13 protein-coding genes are annotated in these 17,153 nt (G+C 63.9%); 7 read left to right on the top strand and 6 right to left on the bottom strand.

Annotated features, from left to right (window positions below; all coding sequences use genetic code 11):
* Nucleotides 1-14: 14 nt before the first annotated feature.
* The 5 genes from J4P02_RS18325 to J4P02_RS18345 form a co-directional block, all read right to left on the bottom strand.
* Complete coding sequence (locus tag J4P02_RS18325; protein ID WP_426192754.1) at nucleotides 15-464, bottom strand: response regulator; 450 nt, start codon at nucleotides 462-464, stop codon at nucleotides 15-17.
* A 276-nt stretch (nucleotides 465-740) separates the two neighbouring features.
* A complete protein-coding gene (locus J4P02_RS18330) occupies nucleotides 741-1,457 on the bottom strand; it encodes an MgtC/SapB family protein (RefSeq protein WP_426192756.1) in 717 nt (238 codons plus the stop codon).
* Nucleotides 1,458-1,544: 87 nt separating this feature from the next.
* The gene (mgtA, locus tag J4P02_RS18335; protein WP_426192758.1) at nucleotides 1,545-4,310 is read right to left on the bottom strand and encodes a magnesium-translocating P-type ATPase; all 2,766 of its coding nucleotides are present in this window, start codon (nucleotides 4,308-4,310) and stop codon (nucleotides 1,545-1,547) included.
* 512 nt (nucleotides 4,311-4,822) lie between these two features.
* On the bottom strand, nucleotides 4,823-6,160 hold the full coding sequence (locus J4P02_RS18340; RefSeq protein ID WP_426192760.1) for a lysine N(6)-hydroxylase/L-ornithine N(5)-oxygenase family protein: 1,338 nt from the start codon (nucleotides 6,158-6,160) through the stop codon (nucleotides 4,823-4,825).
* A 134-nt stretch (nucleotides 6,161-6,294) separates the two neighbouring features.
* The gene (locus J4P02_RS18345; RefSeq protein ID WP_426192762.1) at nucleotides 6,295-6,777 is read right to left on the bottom strand and encodes a sigma-70 family RNA polymerase sigma factor; all 483 of its coding nucleotides are present in this window, start codon (nucleotides 6,775-6,777) and stop codon (nucleotides 6,295-6,297) included.
* 327 nt (nucleotides 6,778-7,104) lie between these two features.
* Between J4P02_RS18345 and J4P02_RS18350 the strand changes: the two genes are divergently transcribed.
* The 5 genes from J4P02_RS18350 to J4P02_RS18370 all read left to right on the top strand — a co-directional run bounded on the left by J4P02_RS18350 (nucleotide 7,105) and on the right by J4P02_RS18370 (nucleotide 12,533).
* The gene (locus tag J4P02_RS18350) at nucleotides 7,105-8,277 is read left to right on the top strand and encodes an efflux RND transporter periplasmic adaptor subunit (RefSeq protein ID WP_426192764.1); all 1,173 of its coding nucleotides are present in this window, start codon (nucleotides 7,105-7,107) and stop codon (nucleotides 8,275-8,277) included.
* A complete protein-coding gene (locus J4P02_RS18355; RefSeq protein ID WP_426192766.1) occupies nucleotides 8,278-10,251 on the top strand; it encodes a MacB family efflux pump subunit in 1,974 nt (657 codons plus the stop codon).
* A 7-nt stretch (nucleotides 10,252-10,258) separates the two neighbouring features.
* A complete protein-coding gene (locus J4P02_RS18360; protein ID WP_426192768.1) occupies nucleotides 10,259-11,650 on the top strand; it encodes an efflux transporter outer membrane subunit in 1,392 nt (463 codons plus the stop codon).
* 117 nt (nucleotides 11,651-11,767) lie between these two features.
* On the top strand, nucleotides 11,768-12,067 hold the full coding sequence (locus J4P02_RS18365; protein ID WP_426192770.1) for a DUF3349 domain-containing protein: 300 nt from the start codon (nucleotides 11,768-11,770) through the stop codon (nucleotides 12,065-12,067).
* Nucleotides 12,068-12,095: 28 nt separating this feature from the next.
* A complete protein-coding gene (locus J4P02_RS18370) occupies nucleotides 12,096-12,533 on the top strand; it encodes an SMI1/KNR4 family protein (RefSeq protein WP_426192773.1) in 438 nt (145 codons plus the stop codon).
* 52 nt (nucleotides 12,534-12,585) lie between these two features.
* Here the strand turns inward: J4P02_RS18370 and J4P02_RS18375 are convergent, their stop codons facing one another.
* Nucleotides 12,586-14,220 carry a twin-arginine translocation signal domain-containing protein gene (locus J4P02_RS18375; protein WP_426192775.1) on the bottom strand — a complete coding sequence of 545 codons (1,635 nt, stop codon included), beginning with the start codon at nucleotides 14,218-14,220 and terminating at the stop codon, nucleotides 12,586-12,588.
* Between the two features lie 173 nt (nucleotides 14,221-14,393).
* Between J4P02_RS18375 and pvdM the strand changes: the two genes are divergently transcribed.
* The gene (gene pvdM, locus J4P02_RS18380) at nucleotides 14,394-15,743 is read left to right on the top strand and encodes a pyoverdine-tailoring dipeptidase-like protein PvdM (RefSeq protein ID WP_426192777.1); all 1,350 of its coding nucleotides are present in this window, start codon (nucleotides 14,394-14,396) and stop codon (nucleotides 15,741-15,743) included.
* Nucleotides 15,744-15,773: 30 nt separating this feature from the next.
* Nucleotides 15,774-17,063, top strand: a complete 1,290-nt coding sequence (locus J4P02_RS18385) for an aminotransferase class V-fold PLP-dependent enzyme (protein WP_426192780.1) — start codon at nucleotides 15,774-15,776, stop codon at nucleotides 17,061-17,063.
* Nucleotides 17,064-17,153 lie beyond the last annotated feature (90 nt).

A 17,153-nucleotide genomic window follows, 5' to 3' on the forward strand; every position in this document is an offset into this window, starting at 1 on the left:
CACGCTGAGGTGGGTCAGTTGGCGCTGGCACTCCAGCCGTTGCCGCGCAATTCCTGCAACCACGGCAGTCCTGCCCGATGGGCCAGCCGCGGCGGGTCTATGGCGTGCATCAGGCGCTTGATCGCTTCGCCATCCGGCAACTCGGCGCGGCTGGCCTGGATCTTGTGCCGCAGGCTGCTGGGAATCGGTGGGAAACGCTGGCTGTCGTAGATCAGCGCGTGATCGACCTGGGGGTTGTCCAGGCAGAAAGCCAGCAGGTCGAACCCGCTCTGGGTGGCCAGGTTGCCATTGATAATCAACAGGTCGAACGGCTCGCAGCCATACTCCACCAGGGTCAGGAGTTCTTCCAGGGTGTGGACGGGAGCCACGCGGTAGTAATTCAGTTGGTTGAGGGTTCTCTCGATCTGCATCCGATGAAAATGCTGATCATCGGCGATCAATATACGCAGCGCTCTATTGGACATTTTCCTGATCCTGCTGATACGAGTCTGACCGGCCAATGCCGGTCTTGGGCTCCAGATCGGTAAAAGGCTAGGGAAGTGCTTAGGGGTTTTCTTTAGGATTATTCTGAAAACCCCTCTGCGGTAAGCCTTTCGTACGGGTCCACTGGCTTGTTCCGGACAGCCGCCTGGCCCTTGCCAGAATGGACTCCACCTTAATTGCCGCCTCTGTTTTTTGGTGCAGGAAAATTCTCGTAATTTAGTAGGGAATTTCTCAAGGTAAAGCGCCTGAGTCGCCGATCACTCGGTGGTGCTCGGGCTCCAGAAAGCCTGTTGCACCAAAGTCGATGCCGACAGGCGTGACACCAGCGCATCCAGTTCGTCGCCATCCACCGAGGTGGTGGCCAGGGTCGCCTCGATCTCCACGTCATCACTGCCAAAGGCATGCACATCGATATCGCTGGCCGGGTAGTTGCAGCGCGCCAGCTCTGCTTCGAGCAGAGCGAACACCGCCTTCTGCTTCGAGCGATGGGCAATCACGTAGACGATATTGGTGACCTCGGCGGAGATCACATCCAGCGGCTGGCGGTTGATGTTGTTGACGATGGGCCGCAGCAGGGTGTTGGCAGCCAGCACGAACAGCGTGCCCAGCAGGGCTTCGAGCACCAGGTCGGCACCGGCGCAGGCACCCACCGCCGCCGAGGCCCAGAGCGTGGCGGCGGTGTTCAGGCCACGTACATTGCCCTCTTCGCGCATGATCACCCCGGCACCGAGAAAACCGATGCCGGACACCACATAGGCCACCACCCGCACCGCAGCCTCGGCGCCCCCCAGGCGGTTGGCCATATCGACGAAGATCGCCGCGCCCACCGCCACCAGCACATTGGTCCGCAGCCCGGCGGTGCGCTGCCGATACTGACGCTCGAAACCGATCAGGCCACCCAGGATAAAGGCCGCGCTGAGACTGACCAGGGTGTCGACCATCGAATCCAGGTTGATGTTGGCGATGGCTTGCATGGCAAAAAAATCCTCTGGGCTTTAAGCGGCAAGCTACCAGCCTCAAGTTACAAGCAACACACCGCTTGCCGCTTGCCGCTGCTTTCCTCATTGCCAGCCAAAGCGCCGTACGTAGTAGCCCTTCACCGCCTGGGTCAGGGCCATGTAGGCCAGCAGGATCGCCGGCAGGAACACGAAGTACATCGAAGGCAGCGCCTGCAGCTTGAAGTAGTGTGCCAGCGGGCCCATCGGCAGGAAGATCCCCACCGCCATGATGATCCCGGTCATCACCATCAGCGGCGTGGCCGCGCGGCTTTGCAGGAAGGGAATCTTCGGCGTGCGGATCATGTGCACGATCAGGGTCTGGGTCAGCAGCCCCACCACGAACCAGCCGGACTGGAACAGGGTCTGGTGGTCCGGGGTGTTGGCGTCGAACACGTACCACATCAGGGCGAAGGTGCTGATGTCGAAGATCGAGCTGATGGGTCCGAAGAACAGCATGAAACGCCCGACATCCGCCGGCTGCCAGCGCTGAGGTTGCTTGAGCAGATCGGCATCGACGTTATCGAAGGGAATGGCGATCTGCGAGATGTCATACAGCAGGTTCTGCACCAACAGGTGCATCGGCAGCATCGGCAGGAACGGAATAAAGGCGCTGGCCACCAGCACCGAGAACACATTGCCGAAGTTCGAGCTGGCGGTCATCTTGATGTACTTGAGCATGTTGGCGAAGGTCCGCCGACCTTCCAGCACCCCCTCCTCCAGCACCATCAGGCTCTTTTCCAGAAGGATGATGTCCGCCGCTTCCTTGGCGATATCCACCGCGCTGTCCACGGAAATGCCGATGTCGGCGGTGCGCAGCGCAGGGGCGTCGTTGATCCCGTCGCCCATGAAACCCACCACATGGCCGTTGGCCTTGAGCAGGCGGACGATGCGCTCCTTGTGGCTCGGGGTCAGCTTGGCGAACACATTGGTGGTTTCCACCGCCTCGGCCAGCTGCGCATCGCTCATGCGCTCGATATCGTTGCCCAGCAACAGGCCCTGCTGCTCCAGGCCCACTTCGCGGCAGATCTTCGCCGTCACCAGTTCGTTGTCGCCGGTCAGCACTTTCACCGCCACACCATGGGCGGCCAGGGCCTTGAGCGCCGGGGCAGTGCTTTCCTTGGGCGGATCGAGGAAGGCCACGTAGCCGATCAGGGTCAGCTCGCGCTCATCGGCCAGGCTGTAGGTGTCGCGCCCTTCGGGCATGGGCCGAGCGGCCACCGCCACCACCCGCAGGCCCTCTTCATTGAGGTCGGCGGTAACCTCGCGGATACGCGCCAGCAGGCCCTCGGTCAGGGCTTCCTCGGCTTCGCCGTGGCGCACGTTGCGACACACCGCCAGCACTTCTTCCACCGCGCCCTTGCAGATCAGCAGGTGCGGATGGCCCTGTTCCGCCACCACCACCGACATGCGCCGGCGATTGAAGTCGAAGGGAATTTCGTCGACTTTCTGGAACGCGGTGCCGACCTTGAGCTCGCGGTGCACTTCCACATGCTCGAGCACCGCCACGTCCAGCAGGTTCTTCAGCCCGGTCTGGTAGTAGCTGTTGAGGTAGGCCATTTCCAGCACGTCATCGGACTCCTCGCCCCAGACATCCACATGCCGGGCAAGGAAGATCTTGTCCTGGGTCAGGGTGCCGGTCTTGTCGGTGCACAGCACGTCCATGGCGCCGAAATTCTGGATCGCGTCCAGGCGCTTGACGATGACCTTCTTGCGCGACAGGAACACCGCGCCCTTGGCCAGGGTCGAGGTGACGATCATCGGCAGCATTTCCGGGGTCAGGCCCACGGCGATCGACAGGGCGAACAGCAGCGCCTCCATCCAGTCGCCCTTGGTGAAGCCGTTGATGAACAGCACCAGCGGCGCCATCACGAACATGAAACGGATCAGCAGCCAGCTGACCTTGTTGACCCCGCTCTGGAACGAGGTGGGCGCGCGATCGGTGGCGCCCACCCGCTGTGCCAGGGCGCCGAAGTAGGTGCTGTTGCCGGTGGTCAGGATCACCGCCATGGCCGAACCCGAGACCACGTTGGTGCCCATGAACAGGATGTTGTCCAGGTCCAGTGGGTTGCTGGTGTCGGCGTCCTGCTGACGGGGGAATTTCTCCACCGGCATGGATTCGCCGGTCATCGCCGCCTGGCTGACAAACAGATCCTTGGCGCTGAGTACCCGGCAGTCGGCGGGAATCATGTCGCCGGCCGACAGCACGATCAGGTCACCGGGCACCAGTTGCTTGATCGGCAGCTCCAGGCGCTGGGCGCCCCCGGCTTCGGCGGCGGCGCCCAGCAGGCGGCCGAGGATCGGCGCATCGCTTACCGGTGCATCCCGGCGTAGCACGGTGGCGGTGTTGCTGACCATGGCCTTGAGGGCGTCGGCGGCCTTGTTCGACTTGGCCTCCTGCCAGAACCGCAGCAGGGTCGAGAGCACCACCATAGAGAAGATCACCGTGGCCGCCTTCATGTCCTCGGTCAGCCAGGAGATCAGCGCCAGCAGGGTCAGCAGCAGGTTGAAGGGGTTCTTGTAGCAGTGCCACAGGTGGGTCCACCAGGGCAGCGCCTGCTCGTGTTCGATCTCATTGAGGCCGTGGCGTTCGCGCTGCTCCTCGGCTTCCTGGGTGCTCAGGCCATCGGTGTGGCTGCCCAGGCTGTCCAGCAGTTGCGCGGCATCGCTGTTGGCCGCAGCCACCAGGGTTTGTGCCAGGGATGGCGGTACATCGCGGCTGACGCTGGCGTCGCTGAAACTTTCCAGCAGGGCCAGGCGGCGGAAGTGCCGGGCGAAATGCCGGGTCCGCAGGAAGCCGGCAAAGAACTCTTTCAACAGGGTGAGCTGCATGGTGATGACTCCTGCGCGGGCGGCATTGCGAAGGCCTCTGGCAGGTACGGGCGGGCATTGCAGCCAGGTGAAAAGCCCTGGATGCGAGCCGGCCCCGCAGGTTATTGACCTGCGCGTCGGTGCCGCCACGACGCGGCAACGGACCGGGTCGGGCAGGTATCGGAGTCGGTTGGAAGTGACGTCGGGAAGCGCACCACTAAGGTGGTGGCGATCGGGATGCCGCCTCTCGCGAAAGGGCGAGACAACGGCAGGAAAAGAACTGCGCGTTATCTTGCCGGGACTGCGCCGGTTAGCAAAACCGGCCGACTCCTGTCACTCGAACAAGTACCCACACTGGGCCTCCACTGATGGAAAACGCGCGCAGCTTACGCCGCACGATTTACAGAGTAAACCGAGGAAAAACCCTGGCACGGGGAATCGAAAAGTTTTACAGCCAAGGTTCAGGAAGGGTTGCAACATGACACTTTGGTTACCGTTGCCGCTGCCCCGCAGGCAACGGCAACGGCCGCTTTTCAACTGGCCGTGGCCAGCAGCACATCGCGTACCGAACGGCTTTGGCCACGGTGCTTGCCATGCTCGTACAGCGAGTCGGCAATTTCCTGGGCGCGGATCGGCAGCACCGACAGCAAGGTGTCGCTCAAGCCATGGCTGGCCTGGCTGAAGCCTTGCAGGTAGACCCCGGCCTTGCAGCGCTCGTCGGTCAGCAGGCGATAGTTGCGGTCCACCTCGAAATCCCCCAGGTAGCCTTGCAGCGGTGCCAGCAACTCGCGGTGCAGATTGCGCTCGTAGCCAGTGGCCAGGATCACCGCATCGTAGTGGTGCACCTCACGCTCGCCGCTGGCGCTGTTGCGCAGGATCAGCTCGATGCCCAGGTCCGTGGCGGTGGCCTTCTCCACGGTGGTCAGGGTGCGCAACAGATGACGGGCGACACCGGACACCTTCTGTCGGTAGAAGATTCCGTAGATGCGCTCGATCAGGTCGATGTCCACCACCGAGTAGTTGGTGTTCTGGTATTCGTTGACCAGGCGCTCGCGCTCGCTGCCCTGCTGCTGGAATACCAGGTCGGTGAAGGCCGGGGCGAACACTTCGTTGACGAAGGGACTGTCATCCGCCGGTTTCAGCGCCGAGCCGCGCATGATGATGTCGGCCTGCACCGAGGGGAAGCTGTCGTTGAGGTCGATAAAGGCCTCCGCCGCGCTCTGCCCGCCACCGATGATGGCGATTTTCATCGGCTGGCCGTTGATGCAAGGCTGGCTGGCCATGCGCTCCAGGTACTGGGAATGGTGGAACACCCGCGCATCGCCCTTCAGGCCCTTGAAGATCTCCGGCACCCGCGCCGTGCCACCGGCACTGACCACCACCGAACGCGCGGTGCGTACCAACTCGCTGCCCTGGGCATCGCGGGAAATCACCCGCAGCGCCTCGACCTGCTGGTTGTGCAGCACCGGCTCGATGCCCAGCACTTCCTCGCCGTAGCGGCTGTGCGCCTGGAAATGCCCGGCCACCCAGCGCAGGTAGTCGTTGAACTCCATGCGGCATGGATAGAAGGTGCCCAGGTTGATGAAGTCCACCAGGCGCCCGTGGTGCTTGAGGTAGTTGACGAACGAGTAGGGGCTGGTGGGGTTGCGCAGGGTCACCAGGTCCTTGAGGAAGGAAATCTGCAGCTCGCTCTGGGTCACCAGGGTGTTGCCGTGCCAGCGATAGTCGGCCTGCTTGTCGAGGAACAGCGCGTCCAGCGGACCATGCTCCTGCCCGCGCTCTTCCAGCGCAATGGCCAGCGCCAGGTTCGAGGGGCCGAAACCGATACCGATCAGATCGTGAACGTGGGCCGATGCAATTGCCTGTGTCATTTCCAGTGTCCTCTGGATAAACCGCCTCAACGCGGGGGATAAAGTGTCACGGTGACCCGACTGGCCAAGCAGGACAGCAGATCGTCTGTTGAGTAGGGACGAGGACAGTGAAAAAAAATTTAACTAAATAGGACTCAGTGGTTGTCCCACTGCCGCAGGCGCATGCGGCAGTGTTTCATGGCATTGACGATGTGCTTTTCCACCAGGCTGCGGGAAATCCCCAACTGCTCGGCGATCTGCAGATGGGACAGGCCCTCGAGCTTGCGCAGCAGGAAGCTCTCGCGACACAGCCGCGGTAACTCGCCCAGGGCCCGCTGCAGCATGTCCAGGCGCTGGCCGTGATCCAGGCTGGTCTGGGGCGAGGGGTTGAAATAGCGCTCTTCGCTGTCCAGCACGTCCAGCGATTCGGACTGGCGCAAGGCATTGCGCCGGTGGCCGTCGATCACCAGGTTGAGTGCCGTGCGATAGAGAAAGGCCCGCGGCTGCTCGATGGGGGTATCGCTGCAACGCTCCAGCACCCGTACATAAGCATCGTGCACCACATCCTCGGCCACCTGGCGATTGCCCAGCTTGGCGTTGAGGAAGCACATCAGCTCGCGATAGTAACTTTCCAACATGGCTCCCGACCGCCCGAGGGGCGATTCTGTCCTTGAGCGAGACCGGCGCTGACCGGCTGGGCCCGGTGAATCAATGGTGGCAGTTTAGAAGTGGCGTAATTTATAGTAATTCTCATATAGATTTAAAGAGCCGCAGTGCCGCGGTGGGTTTATTTTCAGAATTCCGACAGCTGTTACGCCATGTGTCGGCCGTTAAATTCACCCCTTGGCATCTCGTTTACCTGACAGCTCCCCGTCTCTGCCGCCTGTGCGGCAACCTCCAGCCTCGCCATCTACCCTGTGGCCGGGCTGAGTCGATGGGCCGATATCCCCTGGCCGGAACCCTGCATGAAACGTCCTCGATCCAACCGACGCGCCCTGCTTGCCGCACTCTGTGTGATCCCCGTAGTCGCCATCGCCGCCTGGAAGTTCATTCCTTCGGGCCGTGACCAGTTCGCCACCGTGCAAGTGCGCCGCGGCGATATAGAAAGCAGCGTCACCGCCCTCGGTACTCTGCAACCCCGTCGCTATGTGGATGTCGGCGCCCAGGCCTCCGGGCAGATTCGCAAGATCCACGCGGAAGCCGGTGACACGGTGAAGGAAGGCCAGCTGCTGGTGGAGATCGACCCCGCGACCCAGCAAGCCAAGCTCGATGCCAGCCGCTTCTCCATCGAGAACCTGCAGGCCCAGTTGCAAGAGCAGTACGCGCAGCACCAACTGGCCCAGCAGAAATACCAGCGCCAGCGCAACCTCGCCGCCGGCGGCGCCACCCGCGAGGAAGACGTGCAAACCGCCCAGGCCGAACTCAAGGCCACCCAGGCGCGGATCGACATGTACAAGGCGCAGATCCGCCAGGCCCAGGCCAGCCTGCGCAGCGACCAGGCGGAACTGGGCTATACGCGCATCTACGCGCCGATGTCCGGCACCGTGGTGGCGGTGGACGCCCGCGAAGGCCAGACCCTCAACGCCCAACAACAGACGCCCTTGATCCTGCGCATCGCCAAGCTGTCGCCGATGACCGTCTGGGCCGAGGTTTCGGAGGCCGATATCGGCCATGTGAAACCCGGCATGCAGGCCTATTTCACCACCTTGAGCGGTGGCAGCCGGCGCTGGACCAGCACCGTGCGGCAGATCCTGCCGATCCCGCCCAAGCCGCTCAACGAAACCAGCCAGGGCAGCGGCAGCCCCACCAGCACCAGCAAGAGCGGCAGCGGCCGCGTGGTGCTCTACACCGTATTGCTGGATGTGGACAACGCCGACAACGCGCTGATGGCGGAAATGACCACTCAGGTGTTCTTTGTCGCCAGCTCGGCCAAGGACGTGCTCACCGCGCCCATCGCCGCATTGCGTGGCGGCGATTCGCCAGACCAGCAGATCGCCCGGGTGGTGGCCGACAACGGCGCAGTCAGCGAACGCAAGGTGCGGGTCGGCATCAGCGACCGCCTGCGCATCCAGATCCTCGATGGCCTGGCCGAGGGCGATCACCTGTTGATCGGTCCCACCGACAGCAGTGGAGGTTGAATGCCCACGCCCCTGATCGATCTCAAGGACATCCGCAAATCCTACGGCGGCGGCGACAGCCCGCAGGTTGATGTGCTGCGTGGCATCGACCTGTCGATCCATGCCGGCGAGTTCGTTGCCATCGTCGGCGCCTCGGGCTCCGGCAAGTCGACCCTGATGAACATCCTCGGCTGCCTCGACCGCCCGACGTCCGGCGAGTACCTGTTCGCCGGGGAAAACGTCGCCCACCTGGACAGCGACGAACTGGCCTGGCTGCGGCGCGAGGCCTTCGGCTTCGTGTTCCAGGGCTACCACCTGATTCCCTCCGGCTCGGCCCAGGAGAACGTCGAGATGCCGGCCATCTACGCCGGTATTCCAGCCGCCGAACGCCACGCCCGCGCCGCCGCCCTGTTGCAGCGCCTGGGCCTGGCCAGTCGCAGCGGCAACCGTCCGCACCAGCTCTCCGGCGGCCAGCAGCAACGGGTATCGATCGCCCGGGCGCTGATGAACGGCGGGCATATCATCCTCGCCGACGAACCCACCGGGGCCCTGGACAGCCACAGCGGCGCCGAAGTCATGACCCTGCTGGACGAACTGGCCGGCCAGGGTCACGTGGTGATCCTCATCACCCACGACCGCGAAGTGGCGGCCCGGGCCAAGCGCATTATCGAAATCCGCGACGGCGAGATCATCAGCGATACCGCCACCGGCGACCCCTCGGTCCAAGCCAGCGCCAATGCCGGCGCCCTGCAAGCAGTGGACCTGCGCCAGCGCCTGGCCGACGGCAGCGAGCCCACCGGCGCCTGGAAAGGCGAACTGCTGGAAGCGGTGCAGGCCGCCTGGCGAGTGATGTGGATCAACCGCTTCCGTACCGCCCTGACCCTGCTGGGGATCATCATCGGCGTGGCCTCGGTGGTGGTGATGCTGGCGGTGGGCGAAGGCAGCAAGCGCCAAGTGATGGCGCAGATGGGCGCCTTTGGCTCGAATATCATTTACCTCAGCGGCCGTACCCCCAACCCCCGGGCGCCCCTGGGTGTCATCACCCTGGATGACGTGGCGGCGGTGGCCACCCTGCCCCAGGTCAAGCGCATCATGGCGGTGAACGGTGCCGAAGCGGGGGTACGCTTCGGCAATGTCGACCACATGAGCTATGTCGGCGGCAACGACACCAACTTCCCGCACATTTTCAACTGGCCCGTGGTCGAGGGCAGCTACTTCACCGAAGCGGACGAGCATGCCGGCGCAGCCGTCGCGGTAATCGGCAAGAAGGTCCGGGAGAAGCTGCTCAAGGACGTGACCAACCCTATCGGCCAGTACATCCTGATCGAGAATGTGCCCTTCCAGGTGGTCGGCGTACTGGCCGGCAAGGGTGCGCCCTCCGGGGACCAGGACAGCGATGACCGTATCGCCGTGCCCTACTCTGCGGCCAGCACCCGCCTGTTCGGCAGTCGCAACCCGGAGTACGTGGCGATTGCCGCCGCCGATGCACGCAAGGTCAAGGAGGCCGAACAGGCCATCAATGAGCTGATGCTGCGCCTGCACCACGGCAAGCACGATTTCGAACTGACCAACAACGCCGCGATGATCCAGGCCGAGGCCCGCACCCAGAACACCCTGTCGCTGATGCTCGGCGCCATCGCTGCAATCTCGCTGCTGGTGGGCGGCATCGGGGTGATGAACATCATGTTGATGACGGTGCGCGAACGTACCCGCGAGATCGGTATCCGCATGGCCACCGGTGCCCGCCAGCGCGACATCCTGCGCCAGTTCCTCACCGAGGCGGTGATGCTCTCGGTGGTGGGTGGCCTCACCGGCATCGGCGTGGCCATGCTCATCGGCGGGGTGCTGATCCTCAGCGAGGTGGCGGTGGCCTTCTCCCTGGTGGCGGTGCTCGGCGCCTTCGGCTGCGCCCTGGTCACCGGCGTCATCTTCGGCTTCATGCCGGCCCGCAAAGCTGCCCGGCTCGACCCGGTCACGGCCCTTACCAGTGAATGATCGATTGATGAAAGCATCCCTGACCCTTGTTGCCGCCAGCCTGTTGCTGGCGGCCTGCAGCACCCCGCCAGCACGCCCAGACAGCGGCCTGCCAGCTCCCGCTTCCTGGCACACGGCCAACACCCCGGCCGCCCAGGCCGACAAACGGCAATGGTGGAGCCAGTTCGCCAGCCCCGAGCTGGAGCAGTTGATCGCCCAGGCCCGCAGCGGCAGCTTCGACCTCGCCGCCGCCGTGGCCCGGGTGCGCCAGGCCCAAGCCAGTGCGGTGATCGCCGGCGCGCCGTTGCTGCCGGAACTCAAGGGCGGGCTCAATGCCAGCCGGCAGAAACTGCTGCGCGGCAAGGGCTACAGCCAACTGGACGCCACCAGCGACAATAAGGCGGTGGATAATTTCGACGCCAGCCTCAGCGCCAGCTACGAGATCGATTTCTGGGGCGGCCGCCACGCCGCCCGCGACAGCGCCCTGCTGGGCCTGCAGGCCAGCGAGTTCGACCAGGCCACGGTGGAGCTGACCCTGCTCAGCGGCGTGGCCAACAGCTACACCCAGGTACTGGCCCTGGAGCAACAGAGCCGGATCGCCCAACTCAACCTGGACAACGCCCTGAACGTGCTCAAGCTGGTGCAGACCCGCTACGACTCGGGCTCGGCCACCGCCCTGGAACTGGCCCAGCAGCAAAGCCTGGTGGCGGCCCAGCAACGCCAGTTGCCGTTGGTGCAACAGCAAGCCGAGGAAACCCGGATCACCCTGGCCGCCCTGCTGGGGCAGCCGGTGCAGGACCTGCGCCTGGGCAACCAGGACTTTGCCCAGCTGCAATGGCCGAGCATCAACGCCGGCCTGCCCAGCGAACTGCTGACCCGCCGCCCGGATATCGCCAGCGCCGAAGCCCGGCTGGCCGCGGCCCAGGCCGACGTCAAAGTGGCCCGCGCAGCCATGCTGCCCAGCGTCACCCTCACCGCCAGCCTAGGCTCGGGGTCCAGCCACGCCCCGGACCTGCTGCGCAGCCCCTTCTACAACCTCGGTGCCGGCCTGGTCACGCCGATCTTCAACGCCGGGCGCCTGAGCGCCGAACGGGACAAGGCCACGGCCCGGCAGGAAGAACTGCTGGAAAGCTATCGCGCAGCGATCATCAACGGCTTTGCCGATGTGGAAAAAGCCCTCAACAGCATTCGCGGCCTGGACCAGCAACGCCAGTGGCAAAGCGAGGAGTTGAAGCAGGCGCAACGGGCCTTCGAGATCGCCCAGAGCCGCTACCAGGCGGGCGCCGAAGACCTGCTGACGGTGCTGGAAACCCAGCGCACCCTGTACGCCGCCCAGGATCTGAACGTGCAACTGCGGCTGGCGCGGCTGCAGTCGAGCATTGCCCTGTACAAGGCCCTGGGTGGCGGCTGGAATCAATGAATTACCAAAGGCTCGCATGGCCAGCGGTATCACCACTGGCCATCGTCGCAGCGACGGCCAGGGCGCTGATGACCTAGAATCGTCCGACCCCCCACAGACGCGAGCAACGCCCCCACCATGCCCCTCGGAACCGAGCTGGACGCCTCCCTGGCAGACGTACTGTCGATGCTGAAAAGAGCATTCCCGAACGGAGTCAGCCCAACCGATTACCGCCCTCTTCTGGCAGCGCTATATGAACATCTGTCAGATCGAAACCTGGCGAATGTCATCTCACAACTCACCCACAAGGATCCGGATCTGGTCCTCAACGATATCTACGAGGCCGTGACCAGCAAGAAACCGAAAGCTCAGGAGATAGCATCGCTAACTCGGCTCCTGAACCATCACGGAGCGCCTGAAACCCTGGCCGACAACTGATCTTTCGAGCCTCGAGAAGACCTGGACAATGAACTTCAGTGAATTTGAACAACTGCTGGAGGCCAAGAAGAGCCTCCATCCGATCTGGTTTGAGCTCCCTGCGGACAGCGCCGCCACCGAGGAGGACATCACCGAGGCTCAAAATGACTTGGCGCTGCAACTTCCTGTCGAGTACAGCCAGTTCCTGCAGAAATATGGGGGCGGCTACTTTGCCTTCGCAATCGTCTACTCACTGGACAGAGACAGCGATTTCAACCTGGCCAGAATCAATCGACAACACCCACTGATTGGCAAGTGCCATCTGTTGTTTTCAGAAAACGGCTGCGGCGACTTCTACGGCTTCCGGATTGAAAATAACCAATGCCTGGCAGAGGTGTGCTTCTTCGATCATGAAACCCAGGCATGGCAGCAGACTGGATACCCAGAACTGTTCAGCTTCCTGGCCGAAGTGGCCCTTTCGATCTGAACACCCCTAGCAACGACCTCCAGATTCGAAGTTCACAATCTGTCCGGCGCCGCTATAGCAGCCGCTGCCTGACCTTCAAATGCCGCGCATACCAGGGCCGGCGCGGCACCTTGCGCAGCAGATCGGCCAATTGCTTCTCGTCCTCGATAAAGGTGATACGCAGGGCCAGCTTCATGGTTTCCGGGTCCATCTCCACGCTCTTGCCCACCTGCAAGCCCGGCGTGGTACTGCAACCATGAGTCACCGGGCCCAGCCAGGGGTCGCCGGCCTCGACCCAGCGCCCCGCCGCGAACCAGGGCACGCCATTGACTTCCTGACGCTTGAGTTCCCCGGGGTGGAAACGCTCGTGGGCGCGGAACCAGTCTTCCAGGCGATCGTCGATCCAGCCATGAAAGCGCCAGAACACCGGGCTCACATGGGAAGAAAACGGGTCGCCGAGAAAGTCGTTTTCCGGCTGGTACCAGCGCGCGGCGAAGTCCGCCGGGTCACGAGCCATGGGCACCGGCGCACCGCTGGAAGGGTCCCGCGGCACCGAGGCCCAGCGCATGTGCAGCCAGTCGTGCAGGCCCAGCTCGATCTCCGAGCCGAACTGGCCCAGGGTCAGCTGCGCCAGGTAGCGCGGGTCGCGGTACTGCGACTCCCAGGCCAGGAAATTGCTCTGGTAGGTCTCCGCGGCTTTGATATCGCTGACCCACTGGCTGTAGTCGTCATCGTCATGGGCGAGCCAGGCAGGCGGCAGGGAGCCGCCGTCATGGTTGTCGAAGTAGCGGGCAAAACCCTGGCGATCCCGCAGCAGTTCGGGCTGCGGCAGCGGGAAGTGCTGCCAGGACGGCAGGTCCTGCTGCAGCGATCGCGCGGTGCCGAGCATGTGCCGGTGCATAAAGAAGAAATCGATCCCGGAACCATTGCGGTCTTTCGTCGGCCCCCGGGCGTCACGCTCCTGATCCCGTGGCCCTGGCTGCCAGCCAATGCCGCGCAAGGCCTCGCGCTTGTCCTCGGGCAGGCGGTGCCATTTGTCCCGGGTGGCGTGCCAGAGCTGGTGGAACAGACGGTGTTCGGGCGACACCAGCCAGGCCAGCAGGGCCGGGTTGAGGCCGATGCGCTGGCGGGCTTCGGGAAACCTCTGCTTGGTGGCGACAAAGCGGTTGTCCAGGGCCGTCAGGGCCAGGGGCCGATCCAGGCGCTCGACCCGGCCGGTCAGGGAGCCGGTGCCGGCGTTGGCAAAGTCGGCCCAGACTTCGTCCAGGCTCATTTTCAATTCGTAGCTCGGTGCGCCATCGGCCGCCGAGGCCGGAATCAGCCGCCAGTACAACGCCCCGGGTTGTGGGCTCACCAGGTCGCCAATCACCTGGTAGCGCGGCTCACCCGCCCCGCGCAGGGCCAGGGCGGTGTCCAGGTAGCCACGCAGGCCACGCCCGCGCGGAGCAACATCGAGAAACAGTTCCAGCCCCTGCGATGGCAAGCCTTCGAGCCCGGCGTCGGCGCCCTTGAAGCGAATGCTCCAGACACCGCGCAACTGGTCTGCCAGACGCTGCCCAGCGGTATCCGCCAGGTCCACCGTGGCCTCTCCCGGGGTGATCGGGAATGGCTCTTCGCGCGTCAGCTCGCGATGCACGTAATACGCCGCCGGCAGCGCAGCACCGGTCAGCGCCAAGCCTGCCATGAACCCTCGTCGAGAAATCGTCATTGCCCTACCTGTGTCAGCCATGGAGCAGGCCTTATCCAAGCAAGGACGTATGTTGCACAGAGAAATTTACCGCCCTGGGCATGCAGTTAAATTTCCCCCGCCATCGCTCGTTCCTCCCAGATAGCCAAGGCCCCTGTGCCTGCACCCTGACCGCGAACCCGACTGAGATGGCAATGACAAAACCACGTTCGAAGAAGGCTCTTTACATTGGCCTGCCACTGGCCCTGGCGATTGGCGCCGGCGCCGCTTTCCTGGCCTGGGACTACGGGTTCGGCAACAACCCCGGCTACCCGGTCAAGGTGATGAAGCAGGCCGAAGAGTTGCAGGAGCGCATGCTCTCTTTCGACAGCCATGTCACCGTGCCCCTGGACTTCGGCAGCGCCGGCAACGAGGCGGACAAGGACGGCCCGGGCCAGTTCGACTTGGCCAAGGCCGGGCGCGGACGCCTGTCCGGCGCGGCGCTGACGATCTTCGGCTGGCCGGAAATCTGGAACGGGCCCAATGCCCCCCATCGCCCCAACGACGGCTTTATCGAGTCGGCGCGCAACGAGCAGGAAGTGCGCTACAAGATCATCACCGGCATGGTCCGCGACTTCCCCAACCAGGTGGCCATTGCCTACACCCCGGATGATTTCCGCCGCCTCAATGGCGAGGGCAAGTTCGCGGTGTTCCTCAGCATGCTCAATGCCTACCCCTTGGGCCACGACCTCAACCAGCTGGATTTCTGGGCCAACCGTGGCCTGCGGATGTTCGGCTTCAGCTACGTGGGCAACAACGCCTGGGCCGACTCATCGCGACCGCTGCCGTTCTTCAACGACACCCCGGACGCCCTGGGCGGCCTGTCCGACCTCGGCAAGCAGGCGGTACAGCGCCTCAATGACTTGGGGGTGATCATCGACGTGTCGCAAATGTCGACCCTGGCCCTGGAGCAGGTCAGCCAGCTCAGCCGGGCGCCCTTTGTCGCCTCGCACTCGGCGCCCCGGGCCCTGGTGGATATCCCGCGCAACCTCAGCGACAAGGAAATGCAGCTGATCAAGAACAGCGGCGGCGTGGTGCAGATCGTCGGCTTCCCCACCTACATCCGCCCCTTGAGCCAGGCCACCCGCGACAAGCTCAACGCCCTGCGCGCGCGCTTCGACCTGCAACCCCTGAACAGCCTGGAAATGGCCCTGATGCCCGGCGATCCGATCATCACCGTGTGGCCCGAGCAGCGTTTCGGCGAGTACGCCGGCGCCCTGTACGGCATCCTCGAGGAGGAACCCAAGGCCACCCTCAAGGACTACGGCGACGCCATCGACTACGCGGTGAAGAAGGTCGGCATCGATCACGTCGGCATCAGTTCGGACTTCAACGACGGCGGCGGCCTGGACGGCTGGAAGGATGTCAGCGAGGGCCGCAATGTCACCGCCGAGCTCTTGCAGCGCGGCTACAGCGAAGCGGATATCGCCAAGCTCTGGGGCGGCAACTTCCTGCGGGTCTGGGAACAGGTGCAGAAGTCCGCCAAACCCGTGGCCACTCGCTGACCCCTCCCTGCCTAGAAGTGAAATGCAGTCATGACCGATCGTCGCAGTTTTCTCAAACAGGCCGGCCTCCTTGCCGTGGGCCTGCCCCTGGTCGCCAATGCCAGCGTCGCCGGGCAGCCCCCGGCGCCGTCCGCCGCAACTTCGCCCGCCATCGATTCCTGGACCGCCCTGCGCCAGCTGTTCGATCAGGACCCGAACTACATCCATTTCTCCAACTTCCTGGTGACCTCGCACCCAAGGCCGGTACGCCAGGCCATTGAGCGCCACCGCGCCGCTATCGACCGCAACCCGGGCCTGGCCATGGACTGGGACCTGCAGGAAACCTGGAAACGCGAAGCCGAGGTGCGCAACTGGGCCGGGCGCTACCTCAAGGCCAAGCCCGGGCAGATCGCCCTCACCGGCAGCACCAGCGAGGGCTTGGCGATGATCTATGGTGGCCTGCACGTACGCCCGGACCAGGAAATCCTCACCACCGTCCACGAGCACTACGCCACCGAATACAGCCTGAATTTCCGCGCGGCCAAGCAAGGCACCCAAGTACGCAAGCTCAAGCTGTTCGAGAATGCCCACCAAGTGTCGGTGGATGAAGTGCTGGGCTCGATCAAGCGCGGCATTCGCGCCAATACCCGGGTGCTGGGCATGACCTGGGTGCAGTCCGGCAGCGGGGTGAAACTGCCGATCGGCGAGATCGGCAAGCTGGTGGACGAGCTCAACCGCAACCGCGATGAAAAGGACCGGATCATCTATGTGGTGGACGGTGTGCACGGCTTCGGCGTGGACAACCTGGACTTCCCCGAGATGCACTGCGACTACTTTATCGCCGGCACCCACAAATGGATGTTCGGCCCCCGCGGCACCGGGATCATCTGTGCCCGTTCCGAACAACTCAAGGATCTGACGCCGACCATCCCGACCTTCTCCGAAGACAACAATTTCGCCACCTCCATGACCCCGGGCGGCTATCACGCCTTCGAGCATCGCTGGGCCCTGGACGAAGCCTTCAAGCTGCACCTACAACTGGGCAAGGACCAGGTCCAGGTGCGCATCCACCAGCTCAACAGCGAGCTCAAGCAACGCTTGCTGGCGCACTCGCAGATCGAACTGGTGACCCCTGCAAGCCCCGAACTGTCGGCCGGCTTCACCTTCTTTCGGGTCAAGGGGCAGGACTGCGACCAGGTGGCCGCCTACCTGATGCAGAACAAGGTGGTGGTCGATGCCGTGGACCGCGATGTCGGCCCGGTAGTACGCACCGCCCCCGGCCTGCTCAACCACGAAGGTGAAATCGAGCGTTTCATGGCCCTGCTGGGCAAAAGGCTCTGACCGCCTAATGCCGATCGGTCCAGCGCCAGAGCGAACAGAAATGACCTGTGGCGAGGGAGCTTGCTCCCGCTGGGTCGCGCAGCGGCCCCC

It is taken from the genome of Pseudomonas sp. NFXW11 (assembly GCF_049887815.1).
Taxonomy (GTDB): domain Bacteria; phylum Pseudomonadota; class Gammaproteobacteria; order Pseudomonadales; family Pseudomonadaceae; genus Aquipseudomonas.

Excerpts from the sequence above, each read along its gene's own strand:
- J4P02_RS18370 (WP_426192773.1), top strand. The coding sequence starts at position 12,096 with ATGAACTTCAGTGAATTTGAACAACTGCTGGAGGCCAAGAAGAGCCTC.
- J4P02_RS18385 (WP_426192780.1), top strand. The coding sequence starts at position 15,774 with ATGACCGATCGTCGCAGTTTTCTCAAACAGGCCGGCCTCCTTGCCGTG.
- J4P02_RS18340 (WP_426192760.1), bottom strand. The coding sequence starts at position 6,160 with ATGACACAGGCAATTGCATCGGCCCACGTTCACGATCTGATCGGTATC.
- J4P02_RS18325 (WP_426192754.1), bottom strand. The coding sequence starts at position 464 with ATGTCCAATAGAGCGCTGCGTATATTGATCGCCGATGATCAGCATTTT.
- J4P02_RS18355 (WP_426192766.1), top strand. The coding sequence starts at position 8,278 with ATGCCCACGCCCCTGATCGATCTCAAGGACATCCGCAAATCCTACGGC.
- pvdM (WP_426192777.1), top strand. The coding sequence starts at position 14,394 with ATGACAAAACCACGTTCGAAGAAGGCTCTTTACATTGGCCTGCCACTG.
- J4P02_RS18360 (WP_426192768.1), top strand. The coding sequence starts at position 10,259 with ATGAAAGCATCCCTGACCCTTGTTGCCGCCAGCCTGTTGCTGGCGGCC.
- J4P02_RS18330 (WP_426192756.1), bottom strand. The coding sequence starts at position 1,457 with ATGCAAGCCATCGCCAACATCAACCTGGATTCGATGGTCGACACCCTG.
- mgtA (WP_426192758.1), bottom strand. The coding sequence starts at position 4,310 with ATGCAGCTCACCCTGTTGAAAGAGTTCTTTGCCGGCTTCCTGCGGACC.
- J4P02_RS18350 (WP_426192764.1), top strand. The coding sequence starts at position 7,105 with ATGAAACGTCCTCGATCCAACCGACGCGCCCTGCTTGCCGCACTCTGT.
- J4P02_RS18365 (WP_426192770.1), top strand. The coding sequence starts at position 11,768 with ATGCCCCTCGGAACCGAGCTGGACGCCTCCCTGGCAGACGTACTGTCG.
- J4P02_RS18345 (WP_426192762.1), bottom strand. The coding sequence starts at position 6,777 with ATGTTGGAAAGTTACTATCGCGAGCTGATGTGCTTCCTCAACGCCAAG.
- J4P02_RS18375 (WP_426192775.1), bottom strand. The coding sequence starts at position 14,220 with ATGACGATTTCTCGACGAGGGTTCATGGCAGGCTTGGCGCTGACCGGT.